Consider the following 23,989-nt stretch of genomic DNA (forward strand, 5'->3'; position numbering starts at 1 on the left):
CCCGTTGGTAAGAGGCGCCTTGATCTCTGGCTTGATGCATGGATTTACGAAGCTCGCTCAGGTTCAACCCCAGCGAGTCTCAACTATTCCAACGAAAACCGCCATGTGGGAGGCTCGTGCCGCTTACGTTCTACGCCTGGTGGGATGTCCGGCTGGTCGGCCTGCTGCTCGCCTCGATCCTGACCAATTACGCCGTCGGCGTGCGCATCGCCGGCGCCAGAGAGGGCGCGCCGGGACGGGCCAGGGTCTGGCTGATCGCGGGTATCGCGCTGAATCTCGGCTGCCTGCTCTATTTCAAATATATGAACTGGCTGATCGACACGTTCAACCTGCTGGCCGGCGTCCATCTGGACGTGGCCAAAATCGTGCTGCCGCTCGGCATTTCTTTCTACACGTTCACGCAGATCGCCTTCCTGGTCGACAGCTTCAGCGGCAAGGTCAAGGAGCGCAATTTCCCGAACTACCTGCTGTTCGTGACCTATTTCCCGCATCTGATCGCGGGGCCGGTGCTGCATCACGCGGAAATGATGCCGCAATTCGCCGATCCCTCGAACAAGCGCGTCTCGCTCGAAAATGTCGCCTTCGGCCTCGCCCTGTTCCTGATCGGCGCGATCAAGAAGGTCGGGCTGGCCGATTCCGTCGCGCCCATCGCCGACCAGATCTTCGACGGCGCCGGCCCGCTCAACGCCGTCGAGGCCTGGCGCGGCGCGCTGGGCTATACCGTGCAGATCTATTTCGATTTTTCCGGCTACACCGACATGGCGCTGGGCATATCCCGCCTGTTCAACATCAATCTGCCGCTGAACTTCAACTCCCCCTACCAATCGCGCTCCATCGTCGAATTCTGGCGGCGCTGGCATATGTCGCTGTCGCGTTTTTTACGCGACTACCTCTACATCGCGCTTGGCGGCAACCGCAAAGGTCCGGTGCGGCGCTATCTCAACCTGTTCGCGACCATGGCGCTCGGCGGCCTGTGGCACGGCGCCGGCTGGACGTTCCTGATCTGGGGCGCGCTGCATGGCGCCTATCTGATCGTCGATCACGCCATCCGCGCGCTCGCCCGCGCGCTGGGCGTCGCATGGCGGGCGTGGATGGCGCCGTTCACCCAGGCCGCCACCCTGCTGGCGGTGGTGGTCGGCTGGGTGTTCTTCCGCGCGACCTCGCTCGACGGCGCGCTGCGTGTGCTGCATGGCATGGTCCGCTTCGACGCGCCGCCGGGCGATGGCGTGGTCCGCGAAGTTCCGCAAGCCCTGTTCGGCGCGCTCGCCGGGTCGGACTGGGCCTGGATCGCGGCCTTGCTGGCGCTGACTTTGTTCGCGCCCAATTCGCAGCGCATCATCGGCTGGGCCGAAAGGTTGCGCGCGCCGCCCTGGCCTGGCGCGCGTCTCGCGCCGCTGGCCTTCACCGGCTTCGCCACCACCCTGCTTTTGTTCGTGGTTTCCCTTTCCGGAATGCGTCATGGCGTCTCGCCCTTCATCTACTTCAACTTCTAGAGCCTTTTCCGATCCGATTGAATCGGATCGGGGCTCTAGTTTTTTGTTTTTACGCGTTTTCTTAACGCGAACCGGCATCCGCTTCGCTGGAAGACGCTCTAGCGCGCTCCTCAAGGGCGGGGGCGTCGTCGTCCTCGGCGTCGCGCTGGCGCTGGCGGCGATCGAAACCGCCATGCGCGTGGTCGGCTGGGGCGCGGTGCAGACGCTCGCCTATGGACGCGGCCATTATCATCCCGACCTCCCGGAAGTCGGCTATGCCGGCCGGCCGAATGTCAGCGGCATCCAGTCCGCCGAGGGCGTTTCGCGCGTGGCGTTCAACAGCCACGGCTTTCACGATCTCGAACACGACCGCGCCAAGCCCGCCGACGCCTTCCGCATTGTCGTGATCGGAAACTCTTATTCGGTGGCCGAGCAGGTCGCGCGCGAGCACGGCTATGTCGCCAAACTGGCGGAAAACCTGCGCGGCTGCCCGTCGCTGGCCGGCCGCGAGGTCGAAACCATCAATCTCGGCGTTGACGGCTTCACCATCCACCAGCAATTCCTGATGCTGCGCGACTACGGCCTCACGTTTTCGCCTGATATGGTGCTGTTGCAGGTCAACGATTTTGTGGTTCCCGGCGACCTCGACCCGCTGAAAAATTTTTCGCCGCGTCTGGAACAGGCCGAGGCCGGGATCATCGTCAACCTGTCCTATCTCGACACGCCGGACTACCGCGAGAAATCCTCAAACGCGGCGAATTTGCTGCAACAAGCCAGCGATCACAGCCGCCTGCTGCAATATCTGCTGCAATATCGCCGCGCCCGCGCCCGGACGGCCGCGAAACCTGAAGCCGCCCCCGCCGTGGACGAGGCGGCGATTTACGAGAGCTACCGCCGCGGCCGCGATCTGGCGTTCGGCGAGATCGCCAGCCTCGTGCAAGCGCATGACATAAGGTTCGCGGTGACGATCACGCCCGAGGCCGACGCCCTGAGCGACCGCCCGCTCGCCCCGAACCCGCTGCGCCGCGACTGGATGACCCTCGCGCAAAGCGTCAACGCGCCGCTGCTCGACATCGAGGAGGAGGCGCGGGCGCAGGTGCGCAGAACCGGCGCGTGGTTGCACGGTTTCGGCGCGCAAACCGGAACGGGTCACCTCAACCGCGCCGGCAATGCGGTGTTCGCGCAGGCCCTGGCGCCGCGCATCTGCGGTCTGCTGGGCGATACTTTCGCGGAAGCGGGGCCGATCCTGCGGCGGTGAAAAAGACAGAAAAAGCGAGGCGCCGGGTGACGCCTTCTCCCCTTGCGGGAGAAGGTGGCTCGCGCGAAGCGCGAGACGGATGAGGGGGCGCCCGTCGCGCCGCTGACCTCACCCGATCAACAAAATATGCAGCCGCCTCGGCCCATGCGCGCCGCGCGCCAGCACGCCCTCGATATCGGTGGTCCCGGATGCGCCGGTGATGAAATTCACATTGCGCGGATGCGGCTTGCCCTGTTCCTGCGCGGTGTAATCCTCGAAACGCGCCACAATCGTCCGCGTCTCCAGCGCGACGATATGGTGCAGCGGCATGAAGCCATAGAGGGTGGGGGCGTCCGGCCCGGAATGGAACAGCAGCGAGCCGGTTTCGGCTATGCCGCCGCGCGCGACGCCCACGGCGATCATCGTGTCGGACTTGAGCGGAACGTCGCGCACAAAACCCCAATCGAGCGCGAGCAGGCGCGGATCGGGTTGCAGCGCCACTTCCTGTTCGAGTCCCTGCGCCAGGGCATAGCGCGCGACCGCGTCTGGCAGGTGTTCCCAGCCGGCCAAAACCTCGACGGTCGCCCCGACCTTTTCCGCCGTGACTCGGGCGACAAAATTTTCGACGAGATCGGGAAATTCCAGCGGCGGCAGGCAGGCCTGCATGGCGCGCGCCAACGCCCCCGCTCGCGCCGCGATCGCGTCGGGGACTTCCTCATCGGGGCACAGCCGACGCAAGGCGGCGAAAAGGATGTCGTGGGCGCTCATGCCTCTTCTCCCGAGGCGATCCGCGCCAAAAAGGTTTTCTCCGGGGGCGCGGGGAAATCGCGGCTTTCCGTCCAACCGGGCGCGAAGGGCAGGGCGGAGATCCAGCCGTCCTTGCCGCGCCGCCGCAGCAGCGGCAGGGCCACGGCCAGAGCGGCGCGGTAGAGCGCCGGTTTGCTGGCGATAAAGGCCCAAAGCGCCAGCCCCAGTCTCACCGCGCGCGACTCAAACCCCTGGCGATAACTTTTGGCGCGCCAGTCGCGCAAAATGGTGGGCAAGGGAATGTCCACCGGACAGACCTGCTTGCAGTGGCCGTTGAGCGTGCAGGCGTGGGGCAGGTCGCGCGAGGGCTCCAGCCCGTCGAACACCGGGGTGATCGCCGAGCCCATCGGGCCGGGATAGGCGCCGCCATAGGCGTGCCCTCCGATCTTGCGATAGACGACGCAATGGTTGAGACAGGCCCCGCAGCGCAGGCAGCGCAGCATTTCCGGCATGTCCTCAAGCATTTGCGTGCGGCCGTGATCGACCAGCACGATGTGGAACTCTTCGGGGCCGTCCAGGTCGCCGGCGCGCTTCGGCCCGCAATGAAACGTGGTGTATTGGGTCAGGTCGGCGCCGGTGGCGGAGCGCACCAGCACCCGCGTCAATTGCAGCGCATGTTCGGTGGTGGCGACGATCTTTTCGATGCCGGCGGTGACGATATGCACGCGCGGCGGCGTGGTCGTGAGTTCGGCGTTGCCCTCATTGGTGATGGTGCAGATCGCCCCGGTCTCGGCCACCAGAAAGTTGGCGCCGGAAATGCCCACGTCCGCGCTGAAAAAATCGTCGCGCAATTCACGGCGCGCGGAGTCCACCATGGCCTCGACCTCGGTCAGCAACAGATGGTCGCGGTGGTGTTTTTCAAACAGTTTCGACACATCCTCGCGGGTGCGATGCGCCGCCGGCCAGATGATGTGCGACGGGGTTTCCCCGGCGAGCTGGATGATGTGTTCGGCCAGATCGGTCTCGACGCGGCGAACGCCCGCCTCCGCGAGCGCATGGGGCAGGCCGATCTCCTCGCCCAACATACTTTTGGAGCGGGTGACGGTCTTGGCCCGCGTCTCCCGGCAAATTTTTATGACGGCGGCGCAGGCCTCCTTGGCGTCGCGCGCCCAATGAAGTCTTGCGCCCGACGCCAGCGCGTTGCGCTCGAATTGTTCGAGATAATACGGGAAATTTTGCAGCGCGTGGTCCTTGATCGCGGCGGCGGCGGCCCGCGCCCGGTCGAAATCCGGCCAGGCGGCCACGGCCGCCGCGCGTTTGGTCCGCGCATTGCCGGTGGTGCGATCGAGCGCGACTCGCAAATGCGCGTCACCCAGCGCCTTCCGCGCCCTTTCCTTGAAAGTCCCGGCAAGCTCTCCCCGATCCGCGTTCATGGCTTCTCCTCGCCGATGGCGTGGATGGCGCGGCCCGCCAGCAGTTCGGCGGCGTGGAAAACGCGGATGGGCGCGCCGGCGCGGCGCAATTTGCCGGCCATGTTGAGCAGGCAGCCGAGATCGCCGCCAAGCAGCAGGTCGGCGCCGGTCGCGACGACGTTTTCGGCCTTTTCCGTGACAATGGCGTCGGAGATTTCGGAATATTTCACGCAAAAGGTTCCGCCGAAGCCGCAGCAGGTTTCCTCGCCCTCCAGCGCCCGCATCTCCAGCCCCTCTATGGCCGAAAGCAGCGCGCGCGGCTGGGTTTTGATGCCGAGTTCGCGCAGGCCCGAGCAGGTGTCGTGATAAGTCGCGCTGGCCTTGCAGGAGACGCCGGTCGGCGCAAAACCGCGCACATCGACCAGGAAACTCAGCAACTCCCAGGTTTTCGCGCTGAGCTTTTCGGCGCGGGCGCGCATCGCCGGTTCGGCGCGGAACAGGTCGGGATAATGCACCCGGATGGTGGCGGCGCAGGAGCCCGACGGGGCCACCAGATAGTCGAAACCCTCGAAAATCTCGATCACCTGCCGCGCCAGTTTGCGCGCGGAAGCATCGTCGCCGCTGTTATAGGCCGGCTGGCCGCAACAGGTCTGGGTTTTCGGAATCTCGACCGTGCAACCGGCGGCGCGCAACAGCTCCAGCGCCGAAAAGCCGATATTGGGCCGGAGCATGTCAACGAGACAGGTGGCGAACAGGCCGACTCGCGGCCCTCCCGGATGGACGTTTTGAACCATGATGTGACCGCCTGTTGGTTTTCACGCGCAAAAAAACGCGCGTTCGGCCGCTTTTGCTCTTGTGTAACGCGGCTGAATACAGTGGTCAATTAAACCGACCAACGCTTACGATGCGACAAATTCCGAGCGGCCCATGCGGCGCAGGGCGCGCGCGACGCGGGTCTGCTCCTCGCGGATGGCGCGCAAGGTCTCCGCCGTCGCCACCATATGGCGCGACGCCGCTTGCCTGGCGCGTTCGGCGTCGCGGGCGAGCACCGCTTCGCCGATATCGAGGTGCTGCCGCAACAGCTCCTCGCGCGCGCCGGGATGGGTGTAGAGCTGGTGGCGGTTGTAGAACACGCCGTGGCGCAGCATGTCGGAGAAGGCGCGCATGATGTGCAGCATCACGAGGTTATGCGAACCCTCGTAGATCATCATGTGCAGGTCGGCGTCGGCGTCGGCCTCGTCGGTGGGGTCGTCCTTGGCGTGGGCGGCGCGCATCTTGTCGAGACAGGCGGTCATCGCCTCGCGCTCCGGCTCGGTGGCGCGCAGCGCGGCGAGACGCGCCGCCTCGCCCTCCACCAAAGCGCGATATTCCAGATAATCCAGCAAGGCCTGGTCGTTGGCCTGCATCATCACGGCGAGCGGCTCGGTCAGCGGCGCCATGAACTGGGTGACGAAGGCGCCGCTGCGGCCGGTCTCGATCAGCCCGCGCCTTTGCAGTTTTTCCAGCGCCTCGCGCAGCGACGGCCGCGACACCTGGAGCTTGTCCGCCAACTCGCGCTCGGGGGCCAGCCTTTCGCCGGGACGCAGCGCGCCTTCCAGGATCAATTGCTCAAGGTGGTCGGCGATGGCGTCGGACAGTTTCAGATTGCGGACAGGTTCCATGGCCACGCGTCGGGAAAGAGAGTCGGATCTCATCCTATCACCGCGCAAAAGATCGGTCCAAGGAACTATTGTCAAGCCACGACCGATCCACTATCCGACAGTGGTCAATTAAAAAGACCAGTTATGTGTGTGGTCAACAATAGCGCGGGCCGCTCGGTCGGGGAGGAAACATGTTCGCTCAACGGCTCAAACCCATCGGGGACAGCTTGCCGCGTCCTTCGCCGCCGCGATCCTGCAACAATTTGTCGTCCCCTTGGTCATTCCGGTGGTGGGCGAGTAAGCCGTCGATGGCGGAGGGCCTTGCGACTTTCCGCGCATTCCAGTAGCCCTCACCTCGCGGTTTTCGCTCAAGCTTCAGGAGACGCAGCCATGCGTTCCGTCGATTACGCCGCGCTGACGCGCAATCTCTCCGCCGTGGTTCCGCCCGCGCGCATCCACACCGATCCGCTGCGCCGGCTCAGCCTTGGAACCGACGCCAGCTTTTATCGCCTCACGCCTGAAATCGTGGTGATCGCGGAAAGCGAGGCGGAAGTCTCGGGCGTCGTCGCCACCTGCCGCAGCGCCGGCGCGCCCGTCACCTTTCGCGCCGCCGGCACGTCGCTGTCAGGCCAGGCGGTCACCGACAGCGTGCTCATCGTCCTCGGCGAAGGTTTTGTCAGCTTCGCCTACGACGAAGCCGAACAGATCGTCCGACTCGGCCCGGCCATGGTCGGCGGCGAGGCCAACCGGCGTTTGCTCCCGTTCAAGCGCAAGATCGGCCCCGATCCCGCCTCCATCGCCACCGCCAAGATCGGCGGCATCGCCGCCAACAACGCTTCGGGCATGTGCTGCGGCGTCGGGCAGAATTCCTATCACACGCTGGCCGCGCTGCGGGTGATGCTGGCCGACGGCGCCGTGCTCGACACGTCCAGCCCGGCCATCATCGCCACCTTCCGCGCCACCCACAAACCCCTGCTCGACGGACTGGCGGCGCTTGCGGCGGACATACGCGCCGATGCGGCGCTCACCGCGCGCATCCAGGAAAAATATCGCCGCAAGAACACCATGGGCTATGCGATCAATGCGCTGGTGGACTTTTCCGATCCGATCGAGATGCTCGCCCATCTGATGATCGGCTCGGAAGGCACGCTGGGCTTTCTGGCGCGCGTCGATTACCGCACCGTGCCCGATTATGCCGACAAGGCCTCGGCCTTTGTCGTGTTCGAGGATCTCGAAAACGCCTGCCGCGCCGTGACCGCGCTGAAAAACACGCCGGCCGAGGCGGTGGAGTTGCTCGACCGCGCCGCGCTGGAAAGCGTCAAGACCAAAAAGGGCATGCCGGTCAATGTGGACGCGCTCGGCCCCGCCGCGAGCGCGCTGCTGATCGAGGCGCGCGCGCCCGACGCCGCCGACCTCAGGGCGCGCATTTCGGCTGTTGTCGCCGCCATCGATTCCGCCAGCACGCTGACAGGCGTCGCCTTCAGCCACGACCCCCAGGTGACCGCGCGCTACTGGGACATCAGAAAAGGCATATTCCCGGCGGTGGGCGGCAAGCGCCCCGCCGGAACCACGGTGATCATCGAGGACGTGGCCTTCCCGGTGGAGCGCCTCGCCGAAGCCGCCATGGATTTGCGCGCCCTGATGGACGCCCATGGCTATAGAGAGGCGATCGTCTTCGGCCATGCGCTGGAAGGCAATCTGCATTTCGTCTTCGCGCAGGGGTTCGACACGCCCGAAGAGGTCAAGCGCTATGGCGGCTTCATGGAGGCGGTGGCGGAGCTGGTGGTCGGCAAATATGACGGCTCGCTCAAGGCCGAGCACGGCGCCGGCCGCAATATGGCGCCCTTCGTCGAGCGCGAATGGGGCAAGGCGGCGACCGACGTGATGCGCCGGGTCAAAAATCTGCTCGATCCCGAAAACCTGTTCAATCCCGGCGTGGTGCTCAACGACGACGCCGAAATTCACCTGAAGAATCTGAAATCCATGCCGGCTGTAACGCCGCTGATCGACGGCTGCATCGAATGCGGCTTCTGCGAGCCGCAATGCCCAAGCAAGGGGCTCACCCTGTCGCCGCGCCAGCGCATCGCCGCCTCGCGCGAAATGCGGCGGCTGCGCTGCGACGATCCCAACGCGCCGGAACTGGCGGCGATGGAGCGGGATTACCTTTATGCCGGCGATACCACCTGCGCCGCCTGTTCGCTGTGCTCGACGGTCTGCCCGTTGGAGATCGACGTCGGCCGCTACACCCGCAGTCTGCGCGCGGATCGGCGCGGTTTTGTCGCCAAGGCGGTCGCGGGCGCGGCGGCGCGCCATTTCGCCGCCGTGACCGGCGTCGCCCGCGCCGGTCTGGCGGTCGGCGCGGCGGTGGAGCGCGTGGTGGGAGCCAAGGCGCTCAAAACGGTTTCGGGCGCCGCCAACAAGGTTTTTGGGACGCCGCAATGGTCAACCGCCATGCCGCGCCCGAAACGGACTTCGTCCGCGCCGGCGCCGGGCGAAGGCGCGCCCGTGCTGTTCTTCGAAAGCTGCGCCAGCCGCACCATGGGGCCAGCGGCCGGCGACGGGTCGGACCCGCTTGTGACGGTGGCGGCGCGCGTGTTCGCCCGCGCGGGCTATAAATTGATCGCGCCGGACCAAACCGACGATCTCTGTTGCGGCCAGTCGTTCGACACCAAGGGTTTCCCCGACGCCGCCAACGCCAAGGCGCGCGAACTGGCGCAGCGACTCGGCTCGCACGAGCCGATTCCGGTCGTGTTCGACGCCTCGCCCTGCGCCGCGCGGATGAAAGCGTTTTCCGACGAAAAGTTCCAGCCCTTCGATCTGGTCGAGTTCCTGCACGCCAAAATCGCGCCGCGCCTGACCTTCGCCAAGCTGTCGGACCCGATCGCGGTCCACGCCACCTGCACCCTGCGAAAAGCCGGCCTCGCCCCGGCGCTGATGGAGCTGGCGGGGCTGTGCGCGGACCACGTCATCGCCCCGCCGGGCGTCACCTGCTGCGGTTTTGCCGGCGACAAGGGTTTTTACACGCCCGAACTCAACGACCACGCCCTGCGCGCTCTCGCCGAGGCGCTGCCGGAGACATGCCGCGAGGGCTATTCCAGCAACCGCACCTGCGAAATCGGCCTTTCCAGCCATTCCGGCCGGCGCTACCGCTCGATCCTGCACCTGCTGGACGAAGCCTCGCGCTAAAACCGGCGCCTCGGCGGATTTCACCACCGCCGGGCGCCTTCGCCGGAGGCGAGCGCCAAGATGCGGTCGAAGGCGGTCCGGTCGGAGCAGGCGGCGCAAATCCTTCACGCCCTCGAAGCAAAGGACGCTGAGACACAACGACAAAGGGTGGGATTTGGACGCGAAAACCGGCCATGGCAAGCCGGCTCAAGAAGTGAAGCCGCGCATTGACCCGCGCGCGCCGCCCATTGTCGCGACTGAGGTTGGCGAATTCTTATGAGAATTCGATCGCCTTCCAGCCAGCCGTGGTTTTGAGCTTCTCGCTGAACCGTTAGGCGCCACAGCGAAGACGAATATCCCGGCAAAGACCGTCCATTTTTCTCCTCGGCGACAGTGCGGGAGGACAGTTCAGGCTGCGGCCTCACGCAAAAACCACGCACCAGACAATCTATACTTTTTTTATCAGAGACTTAGCAGAGCTTTGGCTGGGGAACCTGGATTCGAACCAAGATTGACGGAGTCAGAGTCCGCTGTTCTACCGTTGAACTATTCCCCAACGAACGAAGGCAAATCAGCCCGCGTCGAAGTTCGGTTGAAATAGCCAAGACAGCGGCGTTGCGCAAGCCTTAAAACGCCCGCCGACAACATCTTCGCGCGCGACCTCGTCGAAATGTCTTGTCGCGCGCGAAGTTCGCGGATTATTGTGTGCTGTTAAAGAGTGCGTTCTCGTAAGGGCGCCAGGGGGAGAACGGCTTGACATCCTTGAGCGCGACAGGAGCGGAGGGCTTCGCGGGCAGAGCGGCGGCGGCGCGCCTGCCACGCCTGGATGCGTCCGCGCCTTTCGACCGCGGCGCCAAGGGGGTTTATGCCGCGCTCGATCTCGGCACCAACAATTGCCGCCTGCTGGTGGCCAAGCCAACCCGCGACCCCACGCCGGGCGGGGCCGAATCGTTCCGAATCATCGACGCCTTTTCCCGCATCGTTCGCCTCGGAGAGGGACTCGGCCAGAACGGGCTTCTATCCGAAGCCGCCATTGCCCGCACCATCGACGCGCTTCTGGTGTGCCGTGACAAAATGGCGGCGCGCGACGTCTCGCGCGCCCGGCTGATCGCCACCGAAGCCTGTCGCGCCGCCGAAAACGGCGAGGAATTTGTCGTCCGTGTGCGCGAGGAGACCGGTCTTGAACTGGAGATCATCGGCCGCGAGACCGAGGCGCGGCTGGCCGCGACCGGTTGCGCGGCGCTGGCCGATTCGCGGGCCAAGAGCGTGCTGCTGTTCGATATCGGCGGCGGCTCGTCGGAAATCGTCTGGCTCTCGCCGAAACACGGCGCAAGGAACGAGCAATTGGATGCGCAGGTGCGCCACTGGACCTCGCTCCATCTTGGCGTGGTGACGCTGGCGGAAAGGTTCGGCGGCGCCGAAGTCAGTTTTCACCAATTCACGGCCATGACCGAGCTGGTCGTCTCCGAATTGCAGCAGTTCCTCGCCCGATCCGCCAAGGAGGAGCGCTGCAACCGCTTCCATCTGCTCGGCACCTCCGGCACAGTCACCACGCTCGCCGGCGTCCACCTCAATCTGGCGCGCTACGATCGGCGCCGCGTCGATGGCCTGTGGATGTCGCACGCCGAAATCGACGCGGTGATGATGAAGCTGCGCGCGATGACCTTCGCGGAGCGCGCGCGCAACGCCTGCATCGGGCCGGATCGCGCCGATCTTGTTCTCGCCGGCTGCGCCATTCTCGAAGGCATTCGCCGCTGTTTTCCCTCCGAGCGCGTCCGAATCGCGGATAGGGGCTTGCGCGAAGGCATGCTTCTGGAATTGATGCGGGCTGACAAATCCTTCGCGTGAAAGACTCAGACACTTGACCAAATCTTCCGGCGGATCGGGGGGCGGCGAGGGCGGACGCGGCCTGAAAACCCGCGTGAAAACCGCGCGCAAGCGCACGCTCTCCTCCAACCTCTGGCTGTCGCGCCAGCTCAACGATCCCTATGTCGCCCGCGCCAAGCGCGAGGGGTATCGCTCCCGCGCGGCGTTCAAGCTGGTCGAGATCGACGAGAAATACCATTTGCTCAAGCCCGGCCAGCGCATCGTCGATCTCGGCGCGGCGCCGGGCGGCTGGTCGCAGGTGGCGGCGAAAAAGGTCAAGTCGGTCGAGGGCAAGGGCTGTGTCGTCGGCCTCGACCTGCTCGACATCGAGCCGATTCCGGGCGTCGTCTTCGCGGTGCAGGACTTCATGGCCGACGAGGCGCCGGTTTGGCTGAAATCCAAGCTCGGCGGCGCGGCCGATGGCGTGATTTCCGACATGGCCGGCAACACCACCGGGCACAAGCCCACCGACCATTTGCGCATCGTGCATCTCGGCGAACTGGCGGCGGCCTTCGCCGGCGAAGTGTTGACGCCGGGCGGGTATTTCCTGTGCAAGCTGTTCCAGGGCGGCGAAACCGGCGCGTTGGTCACCCAGCTCAAGCGCGACTTTTCCGTGGTGCGCCACGTCAAGCCACAGGCGAGCCGCGCCGATTCGTCCGAGCTTTACGTTCTGGCCACGGGGTTTCGCGGCGCGCGAGGCGAAGACGCGGCTAAAGAAGACGCGCCGAAATAAAAAAACCTCCGCGACTAGAGCGTGATGCGTTCCCACGGAAACGTATCACGCTCTAGACTCTTTGTTTTAGCATGATCTTTTCCAAAAAACGGTGTCCACTTTTTGGGATCATGCTCCAGTGTCGCGGAGGCTTGCGTGTTCGATTGCCCGGATCGGGATCAGTATTTGGCCACGACCGGAATCGCGGCAGGCACGCCGAACTTGTAGGCGACGCCGACGCGAACCGTGTTGTCGGTCTTCTCGAAGCCGAAATTGGCGCCGGCGAGCGTGGTCTTGTTCGTCTTGCCGAAATCGTAATAGCGATATTCGGCGCGCAGGGTCCAGTCCGGCAGGTAGGCGTATTCGACGCCGCCGCCAATGTCGAAGCCGACGTCGCTGTCGGTATAGGACGGCCCGTTGTTCCAGAACTTGGTGTCGGAGAAGCCCACGCCGCCGATGGCGTAGACCAGGATGCGGTCGAAGGCGACGCCGAGTCGGCCGTTGATGGCGGCCAGCAGGTTCTGCTGGACGCGCAGCACGCCGACTGTCTTGTCGATTCCGAGGCCCTGCACGTCGCCTTCGAGGCCGAGGACGAACTGGCCATACTGCTTGTTATAGCCGATGAAGCCGCCGCCCAGGATCGAATCGCCGTTCACGCTGACGGAGCCCGGAAGGGAGGAGTAGCGGCCTTCGGCCCAGGCGCCGCCGACATCGGCGCCGATGTAGAGGCCGGTCCAGTCGTAAGCCACGACCGGCGGGACAAAGACCGGGGCGGCCTTGGTGCTGGGAAGATCGGCCGCGAGCGCCGGGCCGGCGACAAGCGCGATAAGTGCGGGAGCGAGACGTTTCAACATGAGAGTGTCTCCTGCTGTTGCAGCAAAGCGTTGAAGGAATGCGTCCACGTAACTTGCGTCAAGCTTAAGTCCGCACCTGTGCCCGACCTATCCTTATAAATACGGAGGGACCTTGAATCCGGGCGCTTGTGGCGGAAAGGACACATGTCGTCAGGCCGGATCCGGCTTGGTGACCTCCGCCTCGCCGCCGTGGCCCGAAAGTTTTGACCCCGCGTCGCGCGCCAGCGGCAGAAAGACCAGCAGCGACGTCGCGGAGATCAGGGCGACGGTGAAAAAGGCCGGCGGAAATTCCTTCGCCCCCAGCGCGCCGCCGGACAATGCGCGGGCGATCTCCAGAGCCGCCGCCGCGAAGGTGACGCCGGCTGAAAGGGCGAGTTGCTGCGCCACGGCGTAGAAACTGGTGGCCTTGCTCAAACGCGCGGCGTCGATATCGGCATAGGCCAAGGCGTTGATCGCGGTGAATTGCAGGGAGCGGAAAAAGCCGCCCGCGAACAGCACGGCCATCAGCGCGGCCTGCGGCGTCGCCACGCCAAACAGGCCGATGGCGGCCAGCAGCAGGCTCGAAATCAGGCCGTTGATCAGGAGCACCGTGCGAAAACCGAATTTTTGCAGGGCGCTTGCCGCCGTCGCCTTCATGATCAGCGCGCCGGCGGTGGCGACGAAGGTGGTGAGGCCCGACTGGAACGGCGTCATGCCGAAGCCGAGTTGCAGCAGCAAGGGCAGCAGGAACGGCGTGGCGCCGACGCCGATGCGAAACAGCGAGCCGCCGATCACGCTGGCGCGGTAGGTTTTTATGCGGAACAGGGTCAGATCGAGGATCGGACTTGGCGCCGTTCTGGCGTGGCGGACATAAAGGGCGAGGCAGATCAGCCCGAACAGGATCAGCGCCACAATCGCCGCAAGCGGCAGGAAGCCGCGTCCCAGCACGGTCAGGCCGAAGATCACGCTGGACAGGCCGAGGCCGGAGAGAACAAAGCCGCGCGTGTCAAAAGGCGTCGGGTTTTCCTCGCGGAACTCGCCGATGTAGAGGCTGACAAGGGTTATGCCCAACATCCCGATGGGGACGTTGATCCAGAAATTCCAGCGCCAGTGGAAATAGGTGGAGATGAAGCCGCCCACCGGCGGGCCGAGCATGGGGCCGATCAGCGCGGGAATGGTGAGCCAGGCCAGGGCGCGCACCAGATCGCTGCGCTCGACCGAGCGCATCAGGGCGAGGCGGCCGACCGGCGCCATCATCGCGCCGCCGCAGCCCTGCACGATTCGGGCGGCGACGAACTGGGGCAGGGTGCTCGACAGGCCGCACAGGATCGAGCCGATCGTGAAGACCAGGATCGCCGCGCGAAAAACGGTGCGGGCGCCGAAGCGGTCCGCCACCCAGCCGGAGGCGGGGATGAACACGGCCTGCGCCAGCAGGTAGGAGGTCATGGAGAGTTTGAGCGCGATCGGGTCCTGGTGCAGGTCGCTGGCGATGGCGGGCAGGGAGGTGGACACGATGGTCGAGTCCAGATTCTCCATGAACAGGGCGCAGGCGACGATCAGCGGCGTGAGGAAAGGGCGCAAGGCTTCATCCGGACGGAGACACGGCTTCTGTGTAGCCCGGCGGGGCCATTTTGCAAGAAACACGCCCAAATTTGTCCCGCGCACTTGGTTTGCGGCGTCCGAAATGCTATGAGCACGCGCCAACTCACCTTTCCCGGCGCCGACCGACCTTTCCCAAGGGTAAGGCGCCCGAAAACATAACCGGAGCTGGCCTTGACTCATCCCCTTCTGACCGAAGCCTTGACGTTCGATGACGTGCTGTTGCGACCGGGGCATTCGGAAGTCATGCCCTCCGGCGTGTCCATCAAGACCCGCCTGACGCGCGACATCATCTTGAATTTGCCGATTATTTCCTCGGCCATGGATACGGTCACGGAAGCTCGTCTCGCCATCGCCATGGCGCAGGCTGGCGGCCTCGGCGTGATCCACCGCAACCTCGATCCGGAATTGCAGGCCGAGGAAGTGCGCAAGGTCAAGCGCTATGAAAGCGGCATGGTGGTCAATCCCATCACCATTTTCCCCGACGAGACCCTGGCCGACGCTCTCGCCCTGATGAGCCACCATTCGATTTCAGGCATTCCCGTCATCGAACGCGGACCGGAAGGTTTTCCGGGCAAGCTGGTCGGCATTCTCACCAACCGCGACGTGCGCTTCGCCGAAAACCCGGCGCAGCCGGTTTGCGAGCTGATGACCAAGAAGCTCATCGTCACGCGCGAGGGGTCCACCAAGGAGGAGGCGCGCCGCCTGCTGCACCAGCACCGCATCGAAAAGCTGCTGGTGGTGGACGATGACTATCGCTGCGTCGGCCTCGTCACCGTCAAGGACATGGAAAAGGCCACCCAGTATCCCGCCGCCGCCAAGGACGCGGCCGGCCGCCTGCGCGTCGCCGCCGCCTCCACCGTCGGCGACAAGGGGTTCGAGCGGGCGCAACTGCTGATCGACGCCGGGGTGGATTGCATCGTGATCGACACGGCGCATGGTCACTCGCAGAGCGTGCTCGATCAGGTGACGCGGATCAAGAAAATCTCCAACAGCGTCGGCGTGATCGCTGGCAATATCGCCACCGCCGAGGGGGCCAAGGCGCTCATTGACGCCGGCGCCGACGCGATCAAGGTCGGCATCGGCCCCGGCTCGATCTGCACCACCCGCATTGTCGCGGGCGTCGGCGTGCCGCAGCTTACGGCGGTGATGGAGGCGGCCAGCGAAGGCAAGAAGGCCGGCGTGCCGGTGATCGCCGACGGCGGCATCAAATATTCCGGCGATCTCGCCAAGGCCATAGCGGCGGGCGCCGAGGTGGTGATGATCGGCTCGCTGCTCGCCGGCACCGAGGAAGCGCCGGGCGAGGTGTTCCTCTACCAGGGCCGCTCGTTCAAGAGCTATCGCGGCATGGGTTCGGTCGGCGCTATGGCGCGCGGCTCGGCCGACCGCTATTTCCAGCAGGACGTGCGCGACGCGCTAAAACTGGTGCCGGAGGGCATTGAAGGGCAGGTGCCTTATCGCGGCCCGGTCGGCCCGATCCTGCACCAGCTCGCCGGCGGGTTGCGCGCCGCCATGGGCTATGTCGGCGCGCCCAATATCGACGAGTTCCAGCAGCGGGCGCGCTTCGTGCGCATCACCGGCGCGGGCCTGCGCGAAAGCCACGTCCATGACGTCGCGATCACGCGGGAAAGCCCGAACTACCCGACGGGGCTGTGAGGCGGATCGTTCTGGTGAGACACGGGCCGGTCGCTTGCGACCGGCCTTTTTTGCCCGACAGCGCCGGTTTCACCGCTTTTTGCGCGGCCTATGAACAATCCGGCCTCGCGCCGGGCGATCCGCCTGCGCGGGTGGCGGCGCTTTGCAAGGGCGTGCGCCTGTTCGCCAGCACTATGCCGCGCGCAAAAGAGTCCGCCTTGCGGCTCGCGCCCGAGGGCGATTGGCTGTTCGATCCGGTCTTTGGCGAAGAGTCGATGGTCGCGCCTGATCTGCCCGGACGCTGGCCGCTGGCCGTCTGGTGCGCGGCTTCGCGCGGGCGCGAAAACTGGTCGGCTGGCGCGTCCGCGCAACGCGAGGCGTTGCGGCTTCGCGCGCGGCGGGCCGCGCAACTTCTCATCGCTGACGCGCCGAGCCTGCTGGTCGGCCATGGCTGGTTCAACCGCACGCTCGCCGCGACTCTTCTCGCGCAGGGTTTCCGCTGTGAACGGACGTCTGTCTTCAGCGTCCACTGGGGCGCGCAGGTTCTCGTCAACGCATTTTAAGCCCAAACGCCATAAGTCTGCATCATGTATTCAGCGCAGCGATGTTCGGCGCTGTTGATTTGCATCAGCGGATCTTTTTTGGATGAGGCGCGGAACACCGACGGTTTTTTACTCTCGGCATTCAACCATATGCCCACATTGTTCAAGTTCAACATACCGGACAGCCAGAAATCATCCTCAGTAAACATATTGGGCGGTATGGACCATGCTTCGGCGGGAAACTGGTTTGGGCGGATGCAAACGCCACCGTAGCCGTGCAACAAGTCGACGTAGCCGCTCTGTTCGAATTGCCGGCGGCTGTCGGCCAAACCAAGAAAAGTCGCCAGTCTTTTCAATCGGTATTTGAGGTTCTTGATCTCGCGCAGACGTTCGATTGCGCTGGGCCGCCGACGCAAGTGGCTTCCACTCGACAAAAAACCGCCCTGTTCGCAAATGGCGTCCGCGGGCCGTCGCCGACTGAGTTCAACCAAGCGGCCGAACCAGTCCTTGTCGTAAAATTGGTCATCGTCGCAAAACACAATGAATGGATTTCTGTCGCGCCACCGCGCCGCAGTCGGCAAGACTTTTGTCGCCGGGCCTAAATCATCGTCTACACGCATGACATTGACGTAGTCCGGAAGACCGGGCAGGGTCGGCGCTTCGCCCTGGAAGCGTCTGTAATTAATGGGAATGTTGAGTTCGATCCGATCCGGTTTCGCCCGCTGCCTCATCAGGTTCGCAAAAAACCGCGGCAGATATTGAAATCGCGGCGGCGTCGAGGTCAGGGAAAGAATATGCATGGCGATCGCTTTACGTCTTGTGCAATGCTTGCCGAACGAGAGCAGGCTTTGGCTACCAAGCGCGAAGAGTTTTCCGGCGCATTGCCTCATGTCAAGTTTGAGCTGTCCGACTGAGGGCCGTCATTTGGCGCGAAAGCGCGGCGCGGCCGTTCCCACGCGCATCAAGGCGACCCAAGGAGAAGGAAATCAGCGCGCGAAACGAAAATCAAACTGGAGAAACCGCCGCGCTGATTGACTTGGGCGGATAGAAAGGGTGAAAGCGTGTAGTGTTTTCAAGGGTCTGGATTATTTTATGCACATTCTGCTCGTCCACAATGCCGTCATCCCCGTCTTCGCCTATGGCGGCACCGAGCGCGTGGTTTTCGACCTTGGCAAGGCGCTGACGAAGCTCGGCCACAAGGTGACCTTCCTGGTGCGGCCGGGCTCGCGGTGCGATTTCGCCGACGTGCGCCCGCTCGATCGGAAAAAGCCGCTGTTTCAGCAGATTCCGCGCAATGTCGATATCGTTCATGTCCAGACCCTGCCGGACTTCGACGCCGACAATGATTTCGACCTGCCTTACATCATGACGGAGCATGGCAACGCCACCACGGCGCCGACCCATCGCTTCCTCAACACGGTGTTCATCTCGAAGGATCAGGCGGCGCGGCACAATTCCGATCAGTATGTCTACAACGGCCTCGACTGGGACGCCTATGGCCCGGTCGATTTCACCGAAAAGCGGGCCTATTATCATTTTCTCGCCAAGGCGGCGGCGCCGGAAAAGAATGTGCGCGGCGCCATCGACATCGCCCGCGCGGCGAATGCGCGGCTCGAAGTTCTGGGCGGCCATCGGCTCAATTTCAAGCGCGGCTTCCGCTTCACGCCCTGGCCGGGCATAGGCTTTCACGGCATGGTCGGCGGCGCGGAAAAAGCCCGGCTGCTCAACGGCTCGCGCGGCCTGATCTATCCCGTGCGCTGGACCGAGCCGTTCGGTCTGGTGGTGATCGAGAGCCTGTATTTCGGCTGCCCGGTGTTTTCCACGCCCTATGGCTCGTTGCGGGAACTGGTCGTCGAGGACGTCGGCTTCGTCTCGACTTCGCAAGCGGAACTCGTCGCGGCGGTCGAGGCCAACGCCTTCGATCCCCGCCGCTGCCACGATTATGCGCGCGAAAATTTCAACGCGATGGCGATGGCGCGCGGCTATCTGGAAAAATACGAGATCATCGTCAACGGCGGCAAGTTGCACGCGCGCCAGCCTTGGCTTACCGACAAGAGCACGGACATGCTGCCCTGGGCCTCTTGAACGCGGGAGTGGAAGTAGTGTTGTTTCGCAAGCGCCCGTCGCCGCGCGTCACCGATGCGTTTTCGTCGGTCCATCGCCTCGTCGAGATGGATGAATTCGATGTGGAGGTCGATCCCGGCCGGCATGTCGTCCCTGCCTATCCCGGCCAATCCAGCGCCCTGCTGACCGCATGTTTCGCACAGGGACGGCTGCCGAACCGGCTGACGCTCAAGCTCGGCATGGTCGAGGACGGCTATCTCTGGATCGGTCCCCGCCAGGATGGCGTGCTCATCGATCGCACGGGCGCGCTGCTCGACAAATTCCGCATGTTCCGTCACGATCGCACGCCGGTCCCCAGCCCGGAAGAGTTGCGGCGGAGCGCCATTCCGCTCGACCGGGATGTGTTCACCTCGGTCGATTGCGCCTGGGGCAATTATTATCACTGGCTGTGCTTCGGCGTCGCCCGCGCGCTTCTGGCCAGACGCATCGCCGGTTTCGACGCCGACATCGTCGTTCCGGACTACCGCGAGTCCACCAAGCGCTGGCGCATGGGCATGTCGCGCCGGACCTGGGAGCAGACGCTCGACCTGTCGGGCATGTCCGACCGCATCCTGCGGCTCAAGCCGGGCATCTACAGTTTCCGGCGCGGCTATGGCTTGTTCCTCGATCAGGCCGAAGACACGCTGGTCACGTGCCTTCCCGCCTTCGACCGGGCGTTTGAACCGCTCCGGGCGCGGCTGCGCGTCAACCCGGCCTCGCCGCGACGGCTGTTGATCGCGCGGCGCGATAAGCAAAGGCTGGGCGACGCGGAGGCGGGCCGGGTGATGGCCCAGGCCGAATCGCGCGGCTTCACGCCTGTATATCCGGAGGATCACGATTTCCTTCAGCAGGCCGAACTGTTCCACAACGCCGATGCGGTCATCGCCGCCCATGGCGCGGCGCTGACCAATCTGCTCTTCGGCCGGCGCTCCCTCAAGGTGCTCGAAATCAACCGGCATTTGTCCAACGAGCCGCATCTGCGGCCATGGATGTATTTTCTGGCGCGCAATCGCGGGCAGGACTATCGGTTTCTCAACGCCAGCGAGGGCGATCTCGAAACGGATCGCCTGAAGGCCGCCATCGACTCCCTGTGCGAGCCGGGTTCGTCGCCCGAACCGTGGTTCCACCTCGATCCTCGGGGCGCGGATTGACTGCGCCGCGCGATGAAGCTTCGCGCGAAAAACACTCTTGCCCTCTTAACTCCGGAGTGCGGTTCATGACCATCTCGGCGGCCGGCGACGAAACGCTCACCGTGGCCATCGTGCATTACAACACGCCGGAACTGACGGCGCGCTGCCTGTCCTCGGCGCTGCGGGTTTTGCGCGAGGGCCTGCCCGGCGCCTTCAGAATCGTGGTCGTGGACAACTGCTCGGAAAACGAAAAATTCGAAGCGCTGCGCGCCGCCGTGGCGCAACTGGACGCGCCCGAACTCCTGCTGGTCCGCAGTTGCATCAACGGCGGCTTCGGCCTCGGCTGCATGACGGCGCTGAATTATTCCGCCGGGAAATTCATCGCCTTGGTCAACAGCGACACGCAATTCGACGACGACTGCTTTTCGCCGCTGATCGCGCATCTGCAAGATCATCCCGACATCGGCGTCATCGGCGCGCAGCAATTGTCGGAAGCGGGCGCGCCGGTGCGCTCCGTCGGCTTCAACGAAAGTTTTCTCACCCGGCTGAAACCGCGCCGCAAGCACGCGCTTTCGGCGGCCGCGCCCGCCGATGTCGATTACCTCTTTGGCGCCTTCATGATGTTCCGCCGCGAGGCCTTCGCCCAATGCGGAGGCTTCGACCCCACGATTTTCCTGTTCTACGAGGAAATGGACGTCTGCCACCGCTTGCGCGCCAACGGCTGGCGCGTCGTGTTCTTTCCCGGCGCGTCCTATCGACATCTCGGCCAGGGCAGCGTCAGCGCCCTCTCCGATACCAAGCCGGAATCCGACCTGTCGCTGTTCTATGTCATCCGCAAGAACGACGGTTATTGGGCCTGGCGGCTGATGGCCGTGTCGAAACTCCTGTCCTACAGCCTGCGCGCGCCGTTCAACGCGCGCGCGCGAAAAATGCTGCGCCGGCTGCTCGCCATGGGCCCGCCGCAGGCGCTGTCGCTGCGGGTCGGACAGACCTGCAATTTCGACTACATCAACCGCTGACATCAGCCAGTCTGCGCCAAAAGACGCCGCCGGAAATGCCGGCGGCGCAGACGTCAGGCGATGCGCCGATCACCAGTAATAGTGGCGATGCCAGTGGCGGCGATGCCAGTAGTGCGGGCGATAATAGTAATGCCGCCGATAGTAATGATGCCGGCGGTAGCACGGACCCCAGTGCAGGAACCGGCCGGTGTAGCGGTTGTAGCAATAGAGCCGGGTCTTCTCGGTGAGATCTGGCGCGGCGGTCTGGTTGGCGAGGGATAAGGCGGCGACCGGCGCGGCCTGGACGGATTGGGGGGTCAGGGCCGGAACCGCGACGCCGAACATGATGGCGAGCAACAGGAAGCGAATGAGACGCATCAGGCAACTCCTTCGAAAAGGCGGAGCGGTTGTTCTTGTCGCCCCGGCGCAATTTGCGCTGTCGCCGCGCTCAAGGCAAGCCGCCTTTGCCGCCGAGGGTGAACGGTTTCGGCCGGCCGCGACAGGCGTTGCGCCAAGAGTTGCGCACGGAGCGGCTTCGTGAAAAGACAGGCCTCCCTTCCTTTCGAGCGCTCCTTCGCATGCACCCTTCCGCCCGCATATCCGCCGCCATCGAAATCCTCGGCGATCTGGAGATCCGCCGCCGCCCGGCCTCCGACGCGCTGAAGGACTGGGGGCTGTCGCACCGTTTCGCCGGCTCCAAGGACCGCGCCGGCATCGCCTCGCTGGTCTATGACGCTTTGCGCCGCCGCGCCTGCGCGCGCTACATCATGAAATCCGAGACCCCCAGGGCGGAAATGATCGGGGCGCTGGTGTTCGCGCGCGACATGACCAACGAGGAGATCGAAAGTCATTTTTCCGGCGTCGGCCATGCGCCCGCGCCTCTGAGCGACGAGGAGCGCGCCAACCTTTTCGCGCGAGACCTTTCCGGCGCCCCGGACTGGGTGCTCGGCGACTATCCCGAATGGCTGGAGCCGCATTTCGCGCGCGCCTTTGGCGCGGACGCGGTCGCGGAGGGCAGGGGCCTCGCGACGCGCGCCCCGCTCGACCTGCGGGTGAACGCGCTGAAAGCGACTCGGCCGGAAATGCTGGCCGAACTCGCCCATCTCGACGCGCAAACCTGTCGTTTCGCCCCGTTGGGCCTGCGCATCGCGCAAGGGTCGGCCGGGCGCGGCGCCGCGCTCGACGCCGAGCCGGCTTACGCGCGGGGCATGGTGGAGGTTCAGGACGAGGGCTCGCAGATCGCGGCCGCGCTGTGCCGCGCCGCGCCGGGCGAAAAAGCGCTGGATCTGTGCGCGGGCGGCGGCGGCAAGACGCTGGCGCTGGCGGCGAGCATGGACAACCAGGGCGAATTGTTCGCCACCGATTCCGACGGCCGCCGCCTCACCCCCATTTTCCCGCGCCTGGAGCGCTCCGGCGCCAGAAACGTCACCGTGCGGGCGCCGCGCGGCAAGGCCGACCCGGTCGCCGATCTCGTCGGCCAATGCGATCTCGTGGCGATCGACGCGCCCTGCACCGGGGTCGGAACCTGGCGGCGCAATCCCGACGCCAAATGGCGCACGCGGCCGGGCGCGCTGGAGCAGAGGCAGAAGGCGCAGGACGAAGTTTTGGCGCGGGGCGCCCGTTATGTGAAGCCCGGCGGGCGGCTGGCCTATGTCACCTGCTCGCCGCTGTGCGAGGAGAACGAGGACAGGCTCGCCGCCTTCCTCGTGGACCATGCGGATTTTTATTGTGAAAATGCGGCCGACAGCCTGGCGCTGGCCGGGATTGAGGGGCTGGACGCCGCCGCCTCGTCGCATGGGCCGGGCCTGCGGTTGACCCCGGCGCGCCACGATGTCGATGGCTTTTACGTCGCGCTGCTCCACAGAAAAAATTAACCGGGACTTAACCATGCGTTGCGTGTTTCGCGCAAAAGGGGCATAATAAAGTGGTGTAATCGGAGGCTGAGATGGCCGCGATGAAAACACAAGAAATCTTGGCGAGCGCGCTCGCCACGTTTGGCCTTTTCGCCAATGCCGCGTTTGGCGCCGAGGGGTCGGTGACGTTCGGCGCGGACGCGCCGGCTAATCCGGCTGAGACCGGCGCGGAGCCGGACATGATCAGCGGCCTGCGGGCGACGGTCGGCTTTGCGGCGCTGGCCGCGCCATTCTGGCGGCGTCGCGCGCGGATTTCGCTGCGGCAAGTGGATTGACGAAGCAAGTGAATCGTCTACATCGCAAGGAACGAACCCCTCATCCGTCGCGCTCACGCGCGACACCTTCTCCCGCAAGGGGAGAAGGAAGAGGCCCCGTCACCCCGAACGCGTTCGTCCACAGGCGCTCCGTTCACGCCGCCCGCTGACGCTCCATCGGGTCCGGCGCCTTTTCAGGCGCCGGCTTGCGCCAGCGGCCCGCCCGCGCGCCTCCCGGCTGGGCCAGCAGCGCCAAAAATCCTTCCCGGCTGATCAGTTCGATCGGCAGGCCATAGATCTGCGGCGACGGCGCGCGGAAATCCACCGCCGAGAAATTCAGCCCCGCCAGATGCCGCGCCAGCGCCGCCACGGCGCGCGCGAAGGACGCGCGGTCGCGGGCGAAAAACCCCTCCACGGTGAAAACCCGGCCAATGGCGACGCCGACGATGACCGCCTGCGTCTCCGCGCCGTCGCGCAATTCCAGCGAATGGGCGAGGCCGTGGGCGAACAGTTCGGACAGCGCGGCGGGGAAGGCGGGCCGGCGGCCGGCGCCGACCGGTTGGGCGTCGCAGAGGTCGAGATGGCGCTCGAAATCGCGGTCGAGGATGGCTTCGGCCGCGCCGCGCTCAAGCCCGCCGCCGGGCAGGCGCAGCGAGTCGGCGGGCCGGACGATGGCGCGCCGGGGCGGAGACCACAGCGCGGCGAGGCCCGGAAAGGCGTCGAAACACAGA

Annotated in this window: 21 protein-coding genes and 1 tRNA gene; 12 read left to right on the forward strand and 10 right to left on the reverse strand. The window is 65.0% G+C overall.

The genetic code is table 11. The annotated features are described in order from the left end of the window. Positions 1-116: 116 nt before the first annotated feature. Complete coding sequence (locus tag CCR94_RS12170; RefSeq protein WP_206605829.1) at positions 117-1,493, forward strand: MBOAT family O-acyltransferase; 1,377 nt, start codon at positions 117-119, stop codon at positions 1,491-1,493. 43 nt (positions 1,494-1,536) lie between these two features. Beyond that, positions 1,537-2,730 (forward strand): SGNH/GDSL hydrolase family protein, encoded by a 1,194-nt coding sequence (locus tag CCR94_RS12175; RefSeq protein WP_104508124.1) that lies wholly within the window; start codon positions 1,537-1,539, stop codon positions 2,728-2,730. A 108-nt stretch (positions 2,731-2,838) separates the two neighbouring features. Here the strand turns inward: CCR94_RS12175 and CCR94_RS12180 are convergent, their stop codons facing one another. The 4 genes from CCR94_RS12180 to CCR94_RS12195 form a co-directional block, all read right to left on the reverse strand. After that, on the reverse strand, positions 2,839-3,477 hold the full coding sequence (locus tag CCR94_RS12180) for a LutC/YkgG family protein (RefSeq protein ID WP_104508125.1): 639 nt from the start codon (positions 3,475-3,477) through the stop codon (positions 2,839-2,841). Then, positions 3,474-4,889: a lactate utilization protein B gene (locus CCR94_RS12185; protein ID WP_104508126.1), complete on the reverse strand. Its 1,416-nt coding sequence runs from the start codon at positions 4,887-4,889 to the stop codon at positions 3,474-3,476. Before CCR94_RS12185 ends, CCR94_RS12180 begins: the two co-directional genes overlap by 4 nt. Further along, positions 4,886-5,662 carry a (Fe-S)-binding protein gene (locus CCR94_RS12190; protein ID WP_104508127.1) on the reverse strand — a complete coding sequence of 259 codons (777 nt, stop codon included), beginning with the start codon at positions 5,660-5,662 and terminating at the stop codon, positions 4,886-4,888. Before CCR94_RS12190 ends, CCR94_RS12185 begins: the two co-directional genes overlap by 4 nt. A gap of 105 nt (positions 5,663-5,767) precedes the next feature. Then, positions 5,768-6,529 carry an FCD domain-containing protein gene (locus CCR94_RS12195; RefSeq protein WP_104508128.1) on the reverse strand — a complete coding sequence of 254 codons (762 nt, stop codon included), beginning with the start codon at positions 6,527-6,529 and terminating at the stop codon, positions 5,768-5,770. Positions 6,530-6,898: 369 nt separating this feature from the next. On the opposite strand from CCR94_RS12195, the gene CCR94_RS12200 reads away from it, so the two are divergent. After that, the gene (locus CCR94_RS12200; RefSeq protein WP_104508129.1) at positions 6,899-9,694 is read left to right on the forward strand and encodes an FAD-binding and (Fe-S)-binding domain-containing protein; all 2,796 of its coding nucleotides are present in this window, start codon (positions 6,899-6,901) and stop codon (positions 9,692-9,694) included. Positions 9,695-10,155: 461 nt separating this feature from the next. Here CCR94_RS12200 and CCR94_RS12205 read toward each other — a convergent pair. After that, positions 10,156-10,229 (reverse strand) — tRNA-Gln (locus tag CCR94_RS12205). Positions 10,230-10,435: 206 nt separating this feature from the next. Between CCR94_RS12205 and CCR94_RS12210 the strand changes: the two genes are divergently transcribed. Then, positions 10,436-11,521 carry a Ppx/GppA phosphatase family protein gene (locus CCR94_RS12210; RefSeq protein ID WP_104508141.1) on the forward strand — a complete coding sequence of 362 codons (1,086 nt, stop codon included), beginning with the start codon at positions 10,436-10,438 and terminating at the stop codon, positions 11,519-11,521. Positions 11,522-11,534: 13 nt separating this feature from the next. Continuing rightward, positions 11,535-12,272 carry an RlmE family RNA methyltransferase gene (locus CCR94_RS12215; protein ID WP_104508130.1) on the forward strand — a complete coding sequence of 246 codons (738 nt, stop codon included), beginning with the start codon at positions 11,535-11,537 and terminating at the stop codon, positions 12,270-12,272. Positions 12,273-12,430: 158 nt separating this feature from the next. Here the strand turns inward: CCR94_RS12215 and CCR94_RS12220 are convergent, their stop codons facing one another. Further along, positions 12,431-13,105, reverse strand: coding sequence for an outer membrane protein (locus CCR94_RS12220; protein ID WP_104508131.1), 675 nt, complete (start codon positions 13,103-13,105; stop codon positions 12,431-12,433). Positions 13,106-13,255: 150 nt separating this feature from the next. Further along, positions 13,256-14,665, reverse strand: coding sequence for an MFS transporter (locus tag CCR94_RS12225; RefSeq protein WP_244594043.1), 1,410 nt, complete (start codon positions 14,663-14,665; stop codon positions 13,256-13,258). A 192-nt stretch (positions 14,666-14,857) separates the two neighbouring features. On the opposite strand from CCR94_RS12225, the gene guaB reads away from it, so the two are divergent. Beyond that, positions 14,858-16,339: an IMP dehydrogenase gene (guaB, locus tag CCR94_RS12230; RefSeq protein ID WP_425332330.1), complete on the forward strand. Its 1,482-nt coding sequence runs from the start codon at positions 14,858-14,860 to the stop codon at positions 16,337-16,339. Positions 16,340-16,353: 14 nt separating this feature from the next. Further along, positions 16,354-16,881, forward strand: a complete 528-nt coding sequence (locus CCR94_RS12235; RefSeq protein WP_146089978.1) for a hypothetical protein — start codon at positions 16,354-16,356, stop codon at positions 16,879-16,881. Here the strand turns inward: CCR94_RS12235 and CCR94_RS12240 are convergent. After that, on the reverse strand, positions 16,878-17,750 hold the full coding sequence (locus CCR94_RS12240) for a glycosyltransferase family protein (RefSeq protein ID WP_146089979.1): 873 nt from the start codon (positions 17,748-17,750) through the stop codon (positions 16,878-16,880). The genes CCR94_RS12235 and CCR94_RS12240 overlap by 4 nt on opposite strands. 202 nt (positions 17,751-17,952) lie before the next feature. Here CCR94_RS12240 and CCR94_RS12245 point away from each other — a divergent pair, with 202 nt between their 5' ends. The 3 genes from CCR94_RS12245 (at position 17,953) to CCR94_RS12255 (ending at position 21,112) form a co-directional block, all read left to right on the forward strand. Continuing rightward, entirely contained in the window at positions 17,953-18,945 is a 993-nt protein-coding gene (locus tag CCR94_RS12245; protein ID WP_104508134.1) for a glycosyltransferase, read from the forward strand. 20 nt (positions 18,946-18,965) lie between these two features. Continuing rightward, on the forward strand, positions 18,966-20,114 hold the full coding sequence (locus CCR94_RS12250) for a glycosyltransferase family 61 protein (RefSeq protein ID WP_104508135.1): 1,149 nt from the start codon (positions 18,966-18,968) through the stop codon (positions 20,112-20,114). Positions 20,115-20,179: 65 nt separating this feature from the next. Beyond that, on the forward strand, positions 20,180-21,112 hold the full coding sequence (locus tag CCR94_RS12255; protein WP_158254736.1) for a glycosyltransferase family 2 protein: 933 nt from the start codon (positions 20,180-20,182) through the stop codon (positions 21,110-21,112). Between the two features lie 69 nt (positions 21,113-21,181). On the opposite strand, the gene CCR94_RS12260 is transcribed toward CCR94_RS12255, so the two are convergent. Further along, positions 21,182-21,469 carry a hypothetical protein gene (locus tag CCR94_RS12260; protein WP_104508137.1) on the reverse strand — a complete coding sequence of 96 codons (288 nt, stop codon included), beginning with the start codon at positions 21,467-21,469 and terminating at the stop codon, positions 21,182-21,184. A 200-nt stretch (positions 21,470-21,669) separates the two neighbouring features. Here CCR94_RS12260 and CCR94_RS12265 point away from each other — a divergent pair, with 200 nt between their 5' ends. Then, positions 21,670-22,965, forward strand: coding sequence for an RsmB/NOP family class I SAM-dependent RNA methyltransferase (locus tag CCR94_RS12265; RefSeq protein WP_104508138.1), 1,296 nt, complete (start codon positions 21,670-21,672; stop codon positions 22,963-22,965). Between the two features lie 80 nt (positions 22,966-23,045). Next, entirely contained in the window at positions 23,046-23,279 is a 234-nt protein-coding gene (locus CCR94_RS12270; RefSeq protein WP_146089980.1) for a hypothetical protein, read from the forward strand. A gap of 133 nt (positions 23,280-23,412) precedes the next feature. Here the strand turns inward: CCR94_RS12270 and CCR94_RS12275 are convergent. Continuing rightward, a partial coding sequence (locus tag CCR94_RS12275) for a GNAT family protein (protein ID WP_158254737.1) occupies positions 23,413-23,989 on the reverse strand: 577 nt, incomplete at its 5' end.

The sequence above is a fragment of the Rhodoblastus sphagnicola genome (assembly GCF_002937075.1).
GTDB classification, from domain to species: domain Bacteria; phylum Pseudomonadota; class Alphaproteobacteria; order Rhizobiales; family Beijerinckiaceae; genus Rhodoblastus; species Rhodoblastus sphagnicola.

Bases quoted from the DNA above. Each gene is read 5' to 3' on its own strand.
- CCR94_RS12180 (WP_104508125.1), bottom strand. From the start codon at position 3,477: ATGAGCGCCCACGACATCCTTTTCGCCGCCTTGCGTCGGCTGTGCCCC.
- CCR94_RS12185 (WP_104508126.1), bottom strand. From the start codon at position 4,889: ATGAACGCGGATCGGGGAGAGCTTGCCGGGACTTTCAAGGAAAGGGCG.
- CCR94_RS12190 (WP_104508127.1), bottom strand. From the start codon at position 5,662: ATGGTTCAAAACGTCCATCCGGGAGGGCCGCGAGTCGGCCTGTTCGCC.
- CCR94_RS12195 (WP_104508128.1), bottom strand. From the start codon at position 6,529: ATGGAACCTGTCCGCAATCTGAAACTGTCCGACGCCATCGCCGACCAC.
- CCR94_RS12200 (WP_104508129.1), top strand. From the start codon at position 6,899: ATGCGTTCCGTCGATTACGCCGCGCTGACGCGCAATCTCTCCGCCGTG.
- CCR94_RS12220 (WP_104508131.1), bottom strand. From the start codon at position 13,105: ATGTTGAAACGTCTCGCTCCCGCACTTATCGCGCTTGTCGCCGGCCCG.
- CCR94_RS12240 (WP_146089979.1), bottom strand. From the start codon at position 17,750: ATGAGGCAATGCGCCGGAAAACTCTTCGCGCTTGGTAGCCAAAGCCTG.
- CCR94_RS12245 (WP_104508134.1), top strand. From the start codon at position 17,953: ATGCACATTCTGCTCGTCCACAATGCCGTCATCCCCGTCTTCGCCTAT.
- CCR94_RS12255 (WP_158254736.1), top strand. From the start codon at position 20,180: ATGACCATCTCGGCGGCCGGCGACGAAACGCTCACCGTGGCCATCGTG.
- CCR94_RS12260 (WP_104508137.1), bottom strand. From the start codon at position 21,469: ATGCGTCTCATTCGCTTCCTGTTGCTCGCCATCATGTTCGGCGTCGCG.
- CCR94_RS12265 (WP_104508138.1), top strand. From the start codon at position 21,670: ATGCACCCTTCCGCCCGCATATCCGCCGCCATCGAAATCCTCGGCGAT.
- CCR94_RS12270 (WP_146089980.1), top strand. From the start codon at position 23,046: ATGAAAACACAAGAAATCTTGGCGAGCGCGCTCGCCACGTTTGGCCTT.